This window comes from Sphingomonas sp. PR090111-T3T-6A (assembly GCF_000383095.1).
Taxonomy (GTDB): Bacteria; Pseudomonadota; Alphaproteobacteria; order Sphingomonadales; family Sphingomonadaceae; genus Solisphingomonas.
In genome coordinates this window covers 78,283-88,296 of record NZ_AORL01000023.1, presented here as the reverse complement: position 1 = coordinate 88,296, position 10,014 = coordinate 78,283, and the positions used below count along the sequence as shown (strand labels likewise).

Below are 10,014 nucleotides of genomic sequence, written 5' to 3'. Positions count from 1 at the left end.
CCGCGATCGACAGCTTGCGGGTCCGGAAGCCCTGATGCGCCGGGCAGGACGCCAGATAGAAGCGCGCGCCTTCACCGGAGAACAGCACCTCCTTCGCGCCCATCGTCACATAGAGGCAGTCCTTGTTGCCAAGGACGAACGCCTCGCCGTCGACCGTCACAATGCCTTCGACCCCGCCGACATTGACCACCGCCAGCTCGCGCCGCTCCAGGAAGGGATGGCCCACAGCCGACGCCGGCTCGCTCTGGTCGGGCAGCTTCACCGTGCTCCCCGCCACCTCGACCCCGCCGATCACGAAGCGGTCCGCGTGCGTGTAGTTCAGAACCACCTCGCCACGCCGGAACAGGCCCCCGATCAGATAACGGTCCCGCAGCTCCTCGTTCGACACGCACTCCATCATATCCGGATGCGTCGCGTAATACGTCCTCTCGAACATCTCTCTCGCCTCTCGAATCGCGGAGCGGCCATAGCGGTGAACGGCCATCATGCCAGTCTCGCGCCTGCAGCCTTTCCTCCGCCGTCACCACAATCGGTAACCGGTGTCAGATAGAAGTGCAAGACAGCCGGTGGAGCCGTTCCGATGCCACCTTATGCGATCAGGCGGAATATCCGCGAATAACGTCGACTTCCGCCACGCCTCCACCGCACCGCCAGCTCCGCCTTCGCATGGGATGATCTTGACACCGGTTTCCTCATGCGCTGGATAGCAGCGAGAACAAGCATTGGCCGGAGGGGCGTCGCGTGCAGCCTGACGACAAGGAAGAGAATTCAGCACGCATCGCCCGCGCTTTCGTCGGCGCGCGGCAGGCGGGGATCGCCCTGCCCGACTATCCGGGCGACATCCCGGCCGCGCTCGGGCAGGCCTACGCCGTGCAGGATGCCGCGATCGGCCTGACGGGAAGGCCTGTGGCCGGCTGGAAGGTCGGCAAGATCGAGCCTCCGGTCGAGGAGATGAACCGCCTCGCCGGCCCGATCTTCGCCGATCAGGTGGTCATCGCGACCGACACCGGCGACCTCGCCATGCCCGTGTTCGTCGACGGTTTCGCGGCCGCCGAGGCGGAGTTCCTGCTGCGCATCGGTGTCGCGCCCGACCCCTCGCAGCGCCACTTCACCATCGACGAGGCGCGCGCGCTGATCGATGCGGTGCATGTCGGCATCGAGATCGCGAGTTCGCCTTATCCCGGCATCAATTCCGGCGGGCCGACCGTCACCATCTCCGATTTCGGCAACAATAACGGGCTGGTCGTCGGCGCGCCGATCCCGGACTGGCGCGAGGCGGACATCTCGGGCTGGCCGATCGAGCTGTGGATCGAGGGCAAGCGGGCGGGCGCCGCCACCGCCGCGACCATGCTCGACGGCCCGTTCGGCGCGGCGCGCTTCCTGTTCGAGCATATGGCGGCACGCGGCATCGCACTTAGCCCCGGCCAGTGGATTTCGAGCGGCGCCGTCACCGGCGTCCATCCGGTGAAGCCCGGCGAACGGGTGGAAGCCCGCTTCGATGAACGCTACGCCGTCCGGTGCAGAATCACGGCCCTCTGAGAGGCCAACAGGACAGGAGAGGGGCATGGCGAAGATGCAGCAGCCCGAAATCATCGCGGCGGCCGAGCGGGTCGGGCGCTATCGCTGGGCAATCTGCGGGCTGCTCTTCGCCGCGACGGCGATCAACTATGTCGACCGCCAGATGATCGGGCTGCTGAAGCCGACCATCTCGCACGAACTCGGCTGGTCGGAAGAGACCTATGCCGACGTGATCTTCTGGTTTCAGGCGGCCTATGCGGTCGGCTATCTCGGCTTCGGGCGGATCGTCGACCGGCTGGGCGCACGCGTCGGTTATGCCATCGCCTTCCTGATCTGGACGGCGGGACACATGCTCTGCGGCTTCGTCCATTCGGCGACCCAATTCTCGATGGCGCGGGCCGTGCTCGGCATCGGCGAATCGGGCAACTTCCCCTCCGGCGTCAAGGCGGTGACCGAATGGTTCCCGGCTCGCGAGCGCGCGCTGGCCACCGGCCTGTTCAATGCCGGCTCGAACGTCGGCGCGATCGTGACGCCGCTGGTGGTGCCGGCGCTGACCGTCGCCTTCGGCTGGCGGATGGCCTTCGTCATCACCGGCATCGCCAGCCTCGCATGGCTGGTCGCGTGGATCGCGCTCTATCGCCGCCCGCGCGAGCATCGCCGCGTCTCGATGGCCGAGCTGGCGCTGATCGAGAGCGATCCGGCCGACCCCTCGCAGCCGATCGGCTGGCGCCGCATCCTCGGCTATCGCGAGACATGGGCGTTCGCGCTCGGCAAGTTCCTCATCGATCCGATCTGGTGGCTCTTCCTGTTCTGGACGCCGGATTTCCTCGCCAAGACCTATCATCTCGATCTGCTGAGCTTCGGCCCGCCGCTGGTGGCGATCTATCTGATCTCCGATCTCGGCAGCGTGGCGGGCGGCTGGGCATCCTCGCGGCTGATGCGGCGGGGGATGAGCGCGAACCTCGCGCGCAAGCTCACCATGCTCGTCTGCGCCTTTCTCGTGACGCCGATCTTCTTCGCCCAATATTGCAGCAATCTGTGGATGGCGGTGGCGATCGTCGGGCTGGCGACGGCGGCGCATCAGGCCTTCTCGTGCAATCTCTACACGCTGCCGTCGGACATGTTCCCGCGCGCGGCGGTGGGATCGGTGGTCGGCATCGGCGGCACGGTGGGCGCGATCGGGGGCATGATGATGGCCAAGTTCACCGGCTACATCCTCCAGACGACGGGCAGCTACACGCCGATCTTCGCGGTGGCGGGCAGCGTCTATCTGATCGCGGTGCTGGTGATCCACCTGCTCAGCCCCCGCCTCGCGCGGATCGACGCCGGCTGATCCGAAGACGGGCCTCAAGCCCGCGTCCATCAGGGAGAGTATGTCATGCGTTTGAGCTCGATCTCGATGCTGGCGATGGCGGCTGCGCTCGCGACATCGCCCGCCATGGCCGCGCCGGACGCGACGGGGCTGCTGTTCCGCGCCTCGGCGGACCATGACCTCACGGCCGATCATGCCAAGGGCGATCCCGTCCCCAACTTCCTGAGCGGCGTCACCATCACGCCCGACGGCGCGATGGGCGGGGCGGCGCGCTGGGCCGACGACGGCTATGTCGCTTGGAAGGCGCCGGGCAACATGCGGGCAGCGCGGGGCACGCTCTCCTTCTTCTGGCGGGCCCGGACGCCGGTGGGCGAAGCGCCGTTCTCGATCTTCCGCGCGGGCTTCGCCGATCATTCGAGCTGGGACATGGCGTTCCTGCGCATCGACTGGAACGGCCAAGGCTTCGACGCCTTCGTGACGGACGCCAACCTCTCGCGGGTGCGCGTGTCGTGGCGGATGGAGGCGCTCCCCGCGCCCGATGCGTGGCACCATATCGCCTTCGGCTGGGACGAGACGGCGGGTGTCCGCCTGTTCGTCGATGGGCGCGAGGTGGCGCGCAAGGACCAGAAGGCCGATCTCGACTCCGGCCTCGACCAGTTCGGCATGGCGGGGCGCGTGCTCTCCCCGCATCAGGTGCAGAGCCGCTATCACTTCATGCGCGGCAGCGATCTCGACGAGATCCGCGTCTACGATCACATGCTGGGCGCGAGCGACGTGGCGGCGCTGGCCGACAAGCGCGAGCCCGGCCCCGCGCCGGCCCCGGACGCCACCGCCGAGCGTATCGCATGGCTGCACCGCTATGGCTGGGACCACGCTTCCCCGCCCGTCCTCGACGCCGCCGTGACACGCGTGCGCAAGGTCGAGTTCGCCGATGCGCGCGACCTCAAGGAGCGGATGTGGAAGGGCACCGACGGCATCGCGGAGACGACATGGCCCGGCGTCTACAACCGCTCGCGCCTGCTCGGCCGGGACGATTATTTCGAGCTGCCGGACTGGAACGTCTATGTCGAGGGCGGCAGACGCTACGACCTCACCGTCCCGCCCGGCGAGCGCTTCAACCGCGTCGAAATCCGGGGCGCGGCCTATGGCCGGCTCGACTGGACGGGCGACGGCAAGCCCATCCCCCTCGCCCGCCGCCCGCAAGGCGTGGTGCGCAGCTTCGACACGGTCGGCGAACGACAGGGCGGCACGCTCAGCTTCACCAATGTGATGCAGGAGCAGCCGATCCAGGAAATCTGGGCCTATGACATCACCCCCGGCAGCGAGCCCGCAGGCAGCTTCAAGCTCTCCTACACGGTCGATACGAGCGCCTCGCCCAACATTGCGGCGCTGGATACGCTGAACGGCTTCATCGCCGGCCGCTACCCGCCCGACGAGCGCAGCACGGTGATCGCCATGCCCTCCTCCGGCGTGAAGGCCGCCATCGGTGCCGGAAGCGCGGGCGTAGGCGTGAAGGTGCAGCGTGCTCAGGGCGGCGCGCCGATCGTCCATATCCTCATCCCGTCGAGCTTCGGCCCCGCCCATGCGGACCAGCCCATCGCGCGGGCGTGGGATTATGGCTGGGAGAATGTGCATGACGGTCTCGACGGCATCGCGCTCGATATCCCCGCGCTCCATGCGAAGCCCAATGCGGCGGGGCTGATCCCGCTCGACATCCGCGTCAAAGACCCGATCTGGCCCGCGCGCGACATGATCGACCTCTCGGTCTCGGTCCGCCCCGGCGAGGCGCGGACCTTGTGGCTGGACCTGCGCGACCGCATCCTGCCCAACGACAGCCTCTATCTCAGCATTGCGTCGGCCGCGCCGGACTTCGACGCCGCATCGCTCGACGGCGCGCGCATCCGCCTCGTCTTCAAGCCGCGCGCCGAGGCGCTGAAGGAACATGTCGCCGACCGGCTCAACCAGGTGAAGGACAATTGGGCCTTCCTCGTCGAGGAGCATACCGCCTCGCGCCGGGCCGCGCTCTACCAGCGGCTCTATGGCGACATCACCGATCTGCTGCGCGTCGATCCCTACAATGCGGAGGCGCGCACCTATTGGGCGGATATCGATTACCGCCCCGAGAACCTGCCGCCCTTCACCCAGCCCAAGCCGCCCGCCGGCGTGCCGCTCTGGGCCTTCCGCCAGCTCGAAGACCTGAAGCTCGTCCGCCGGTTCGTCGACTGGTGGATCGACAAGAGGCAGGTGCCCTATGGCGATTTCGGCGGCGGCATCTCCGACGACACCGATCTCACCCAGCAATGGCCCGGCCTCGCGCTGATGGGGGTCGAGCCCGATCGCATCAACGCCTCGCTGCGCGCGCTGTCGGATGCGGTCTACAAGAACGACATGATCGTGAACGGCCTCGGATACATCACCACCGACGAGCTGCACGCCTATGAGGAGGGGCTCAATTCCAACGCCGAGCGGCTCTATCTGAACTGGGGCGAGCCCAAGACGGTCGAGCGCCTGATGGACAATGTGCGCGGGCTGCAACGGGTGATCCTGCGCAATCCCGCCGGCCATGTGCATTTCGCCAGCAACTGGTACGGCGGCCGCAAGATCTACCGCGAGGGGCCGTGGGAGTGGCAGAAGCCCTATGGCTATTCCGTGATGCACGTCCCGATCCTGATCGGCCTCTACAACGGCAATCCGGCGGCGCGCGGGCTGGTCACAGGGCTGATGGACGGCTGGCTCGCCCACGGCAAGCAAGGCGCGGACGGCCGCTGGAGCTTCCCCAACGAGATCAACTGGCGCACCGATGCCGAACGTCAGGGCGACGGCGGCGGGGCCACGCTGCCGCTCCAGACGGCATGGGCGGCGTGGCGCTTCACCGGCGACGCGCGCTATCTCCGCCCGATCGAGGCGCGGCTCGACAAGGCGGGGCCGGCGGCGCTCTCCGAGTTCAACGAGAATGGCTTCGCGGCGCTGCCCGACGGCGCTGCATGGCGTGCGAAGATCGGCCGGCCGGGCAATGCCTTCACCCGCTATGCCGCGTGGGACGGTAGCGGCGACAGGCACTGGCTGGAGGAACTCCACGCCGACGCCATCGCCGAGAAATCGCAGCGCATGGGGATGATGACTGAGGGCCATTGGTGGTCCGACCGGGTGGAGCAGCCCAACGAGATCCTCCAGCGCGAGCGTCTCGGCGGCATCGCCAACAGCCGCGGCCAGAGCTGGCCCGGCAACACGGTGAGCTGGCGCTTCGAGGAGCCCGACGCCGCCGAGGCGGTCGCGATCCTGATGCCGGGCGCGACGCCCGACCGGTTCCGCGTGATCGCCTACAACACCACCGGCCGCGTCCAGCGCGCGACGATGACGGGGTGGAGCGTCACCGCCGGCGAATGGGCGATGACCGGCGGCGCCGCGCCCCGGACGCTGACGCTGGAGCGCAGCGCCTCCACGGAGGTGGCGTTCCCGCCCGGCGAAACCACGCTCGACTTCGCGCTGACCAACGCCGCGACGCCGGTCGAGCAGCGGCCCGATCTCGGCATTGGCGCGGATGATATCGCGCTCGCCGGGCGGCGGGTGACGCTGACGGTCCACAGCCTCGGCGCGCAACCGACGACGGGCGGGCAGGCGATGCTCGTCGCCGCCGACGGGCGGCCTGTGGCAACCGCGCCCCTCCCCGCACTCGACGCGCCGACCGACCTGCTGCCCCGCACGACGACCGTGCGGCTGGCGATCCCGGCCGGTGTCGATCCCGCCACGCTGTCCGCCGAGGTGACGCTCCCCGGCGGAGCGGCGGAGGTGACGCGGCTCAACAACCGCATGGCGCTGCCCCGCCGATGAGGATCGCCCGGCGCGAGCTGCTGGCGGGGGCCGGCGCGGCGTGGTTCGCCACCGGGGTCGCGCGGGCCGCCTCGCCCGCCGATCTCCGCGCGGCGCTGGACGAGGCGGCGCATCTGCCGCCGGATGCCGCCCTCGCGAAGCTCGCGCCGTTCGAGGCCCCGACCGGGCCACTGCGTCTCGATCTGGAGGCCGCCCGCGCAGGCCTCGCGATCGACGTGGCGCTGCTCCGGCATATCCCGTCGGGTCGCCCCTATCGCGTCACGCCCCGATCCGGCGCATGGCGCTCGCCCCAGCCGAACGCCGACGCCATCGACGCCGACACCGCCGCCCTGCGCGCGGATGCTGACGCCGGCATCCTCCCGCCCCGCCCGCTGATCGAGCGGACCATGGCCGGCCTCGCCAAGACCCGCGCCGAGACGCCCGCCGCCGCCGCGCTCGACCGGCAGGCCGCCTTACTCGACGCGCTTCGCCCCAAGGCTCCCGCCGAAGCCGGTCTGGGCCGCCTGCCCGGAGGCGCCGAGGCCTATACGCTGCTGCTGCGCCGGACATCGGGCAACGCCGCCGACCCGCTCGTCCTCGAACACCGCCTCGTGGAGGAACGGGACGCGCTCCACGCCCGCGCCGCCCGGCTGTTTGATCGCATCGGCGTGGCAGACAACGAGATCGGCGCCCGCTATTCCACGCTCTGGCGCGACCCGCGCTGGCTCTATCCCGATGACGACACCGGCCGCGCACAAGCCGTCACCGACATGCGGCACATGCTCGCCAAGGCCCGCGCCCGCCTCCCCGCCGCCTTCGGCACGCTGCCGCCCTGGTGCGCGGATGTCGATGTCCGCGCGCTCAGCGCCGAGGAGATCGCAGCAGGCCGCAACGGCTATCGCGAGGTGCCCACGCCCACCCGGCGCGGCGCCTATATCGTCGATCTCAAGGCGATCCGCCGCCGCCCGCGCTGGACCTTGCCCTCGGTGGTCGCGCACGAACTGCTGCCGGGGCATATGGTGCAGCTCGGCCTTGAGGCGGAGACGCCGCCGCACCCGCTGCGGCTCACCTATGCGGCCGCCTTCGTCGAAGGCTGGGGCATCCATGCCGAGCAGCTTGCGGGCGAGGAAGGCGCCTTCGCCGATCCCCGCGACGAACTGGGCCATATCCACTGGCTGCTGTTCCGCGTCTGCCGCGCGCTCGCCGATATCGGCATCCACCTCCACGGCTGGACCCGCGCCGACACCCTGAAGCGCCTCGTCGCATGGCAGGGCGAGCCCGCTTATTTCGCCCCCTTCGCCACCGAACTCGACCGCATCGCCGTCGAGCCCGCCAGCCGCCTCGCCGAGGCGACGGTCTGGCTCGCCCTCGCCGACCGGATGCACGGACCCGACGACATCGCCCGCCACCGCGCCCTCCTCGACGGCGGCCGCATTCGCATGGAGCAATGGCCGATATGACGATGACCCGCCGCGAGGCCTTCGCCGCCACCGGAGCCGGAGCCGCCCTGCTCGTGCCGGGCGCGGCCTCTGCCGCCCCGACGCCACAGCCGGAAGCCTTCCCGTGGCGCCGCGGCCTGGATGGGCAGCGCATCGCCGATCTCGGCGACGGGCGCTTCCTCAACCCCGTCATGGCGGGCGATCGCCCCGATCCCGCCATCCTGAAGGACGGCGCGGATTATTACATGACCTTCTCCAGCTTCGATTCCTATCCGGGGCTGGTGATCTGGCACTCGCGCGATCTGGTGAGCTGGCGGCCGATCGGCCCGGCGCTCCACCGCAATATCGGCGCGGTGTGGGCCGTCTCGCTGGCGAAGCATGACGGCCGCTACTTCCTCTATATCCCGGTGAAGGCCGAGCCCAATTCGATCTTCGTCATCCACGCCGACCGCATCGAAGGCCCGTGGAGCGAGCCGGTCGACCTCGGCCTCCATCACCATATCGATCCCTGCCACGTCGTCGGCGAGGACGGGAGCCGCTGGCTGTTCCTCTCGGGCGGGGATCGGGTGCGGCTGGCCGACGACGGGCTCTCGACCGTGGGGCCGATCGAGCATGTCTATGATCCGTGGCATTATCCGGCGGACTGGGTGGTCGAGGGCTTCTCGCCGGAGGGGCCGAAGCTGGTCCGTCACGATGGCTGGTTCTATCTCATCACCGCCGTGGGCGGCACCGCCGGGCCGCCGACCGGCCATATGGTGATCGCGGCGCGCTCCCGCTCGATCCATGGCCCGTGGGAGAATTGCCCCGCCAACCCGCTCGTCCGCACCACGAGCAGCGCCGAGCGCTGGTGGTCGCGCGGCCATGCCTCGCTGGTCGAGGGGCCGGCGGGGGACTGGTGGGCGCTCTATCACGGCTATGAGGCAGGCTACTGGACGCTCGGGCGGCAAACGCTGCTCGATCGGGTCGAGTGGACGCCGGACGGCTGGTTCCGCATGACCGGCGGCGATCTCTCCCGCCCGCTCCCCAAGCCGCGCGGCGGGCAGGCGGTGCCGCACGGCATGGCGCTCTCCGATCCGTTCGACGGCCTAGACCTCGGCACACGCTGGAGCTTCTTCCGCCCCCGCCCCGACGAGGCCGCGCGCGCTCGGGTAGCAGGCGGAACGCTCCACCTCGCCGCGAGCGGCACCGCGCCGGTGGATTCCTCGCCCTTGCTCCAGATCGCGGGCGACACTGCCTATCGCTTCGAATGCGATATCGAGATCGATCCGGGCACGACCGCCGGCCTGCTGCTGTTCTACGACGACCGGCTCTATTGCGGGCTCGGCTTCGACGGCGAGCGCTTCGTCACTCACCAGTATGGGCAGGAGCGCGGCCGCCCCGCCAACCCGCACGGGCGGCGGATGCGGATGCGCGTCACCAACGATCGCCACATCGTCACTTTCGACACCAGCGGCGACGGCGGCCGGACATGGCGGCGCTTCGATCGTGGCATGGAGGTGTCGGGCTATCATCACAATGTGCGCGGCGGCTTCCTGATGCTGCGCCCCGGCCTCTACAGCGCCGGCCGGGGCGAGGCCCGCTTCCGCGATTTCCGCTATCGCGCGCTGGGCTGAGCGCCCGGCCGCCGCTTGCCCGACGTTACGGGGGCGGCACCCATACTAAAGTCTAGACCCGCTATACCCTGTGCCCGAGCACCCATACCAATGTTCGATAGAAGGCCTGTCCTCACTGACGCTATTGCTAACGCAGATCATCAGTTACGGTTCTCCTGTGTCATGGCGTTTCGATGTCTTTGCAAGGAGTTGGTCATGATATCGAGCACTGCCATCCTGGATCTGGAGAGCCGGAACGAAGCATCGGGCGGCCATATTTCATCCAGCCCGACCACTTTTTTCGGAAGCCCGCTTCCGATCATTTCCAATGATCATGGGCAGG

General features: G+C 69.2%; 6 protein-coding genes. 5 read left to right on the top strand and 1 reads right to left on the bottom strand.

The features are described from left to right. Positions 1-436: 5-deoxy-glucuronate isomerase (locus ST3T6A_RS0118170; RefSeq protein WP_019834387.1), on the bottom strand; the 436-nt coding region annotated here is incomplete at its 3' end. 305 nt (positions 437-741) lie between these two features. Here ST3T6A_RS0118170 and ST3T6A_RS0118165 point away from each other — a divergent pair. The 5 genes from ST3T6A_RS0118165 to ST3T6A_RS0118145 are packed head-to-tail and all read left to right on the top strand — an operon-like array spanning position 742 to position 9,692. Further along, positions 742-1,539, top strand: a complete 798-nt coding sequence (locus ST3T6A_RS0118165; protein WP_019834386.1) for a 2-keto-4-pentenoate hydratase — start codon at positions 742-744, stop codon at positions 1,537-1,539. A 25-nt stretch (positions 1,540-1,564) separates the two neighbouring features. After that, a complete protein-coding gene (locus ST3T6A_RS0118160) occupies positions 1,565-2,851 on the top strand; it encodes an MFS transporter (RefSeq protein ID WP_019834385.1) in 1,287 nt (428 codons plus the stop codon). Between the two features lie 45 nt (positions 2,852-2,896). Then, entirely contained in the window at positions 2,897-6,661 is a 3,765-nt protein-coding gene (locus tag ST3T6A_RS0118155) for a LamG-like jellyroll fold domain-containing protein (RefSeq protein ID WP_019834384.1), read from the top strand. Further along, on the top strand, positions 6,658-8,100 hold the full coding sequence (locus ST3T6A_RS0118150) for a DUF885 family protein (RefSeq protein WP_019834383.1): 1,443 nt from the start codon (positions 6,658-6,660) through the stop codon (positions 8,098-8,100). Before ST3T6A_RS0118155 ends, ST3T6A_RS0118150 begins: the two co-directional genes overlap by 4 nt. Next, the gene (locus tag ST3T6A_RS0118145) at positions 8,097-9,692 is read left to right on the top strand and encodes a family 43 glycosylhydrolase (RefSeq protein ID WP_026359851.1); all 1,596 of its coding nucleotides are present in this window, start codon (positions 8,097-8,099) and stop codon (positions 9,690-9,692) included. The genes ST3T6A_RS0118150 and ST3T6A_RS0118145 overlap by 4 nt, the downstream gene beginning before the upstream one ends. Positions 9,693-10,014: the final 322 nt, after the last annotated feature.

What these genes read in the sequence shown, in the direction of transcription:
- ST3T6A_RS0118155 (WP_019834384.1), top strand. Translation starts at nt 2,897, where the DNA reads ATGCGTTTGAGCTCGATCTCGATGCTGGCGATGGCGGCTGCGCTCGCG.
- ST3T6A_RS0118150 (WP_019834383.1), top strand. Translation starts at nt 6,658, where the DNA reads ATGAGGATCGCCCGGCGCGAGCTGCTGGCGGGGGCCGGCGCGGCGTGG.
- ST3T6A_RS0118160 (WP_019834385.1), top strand. Translation starts at nt 1,565, where the DNA reads ATGGCGAAGATGCAGCAGCCCGAAATCATCGCGGCGGCCGAGCGGGTC.
- ST3T6A_RS0118145 (WP_026359851.1), top strand. Translation starts at nt 8,097, where the DNA reads ATGACGATGACCCGCCGCGAGGCCTTCGCCGCCACCGGAGCCGGAGCC.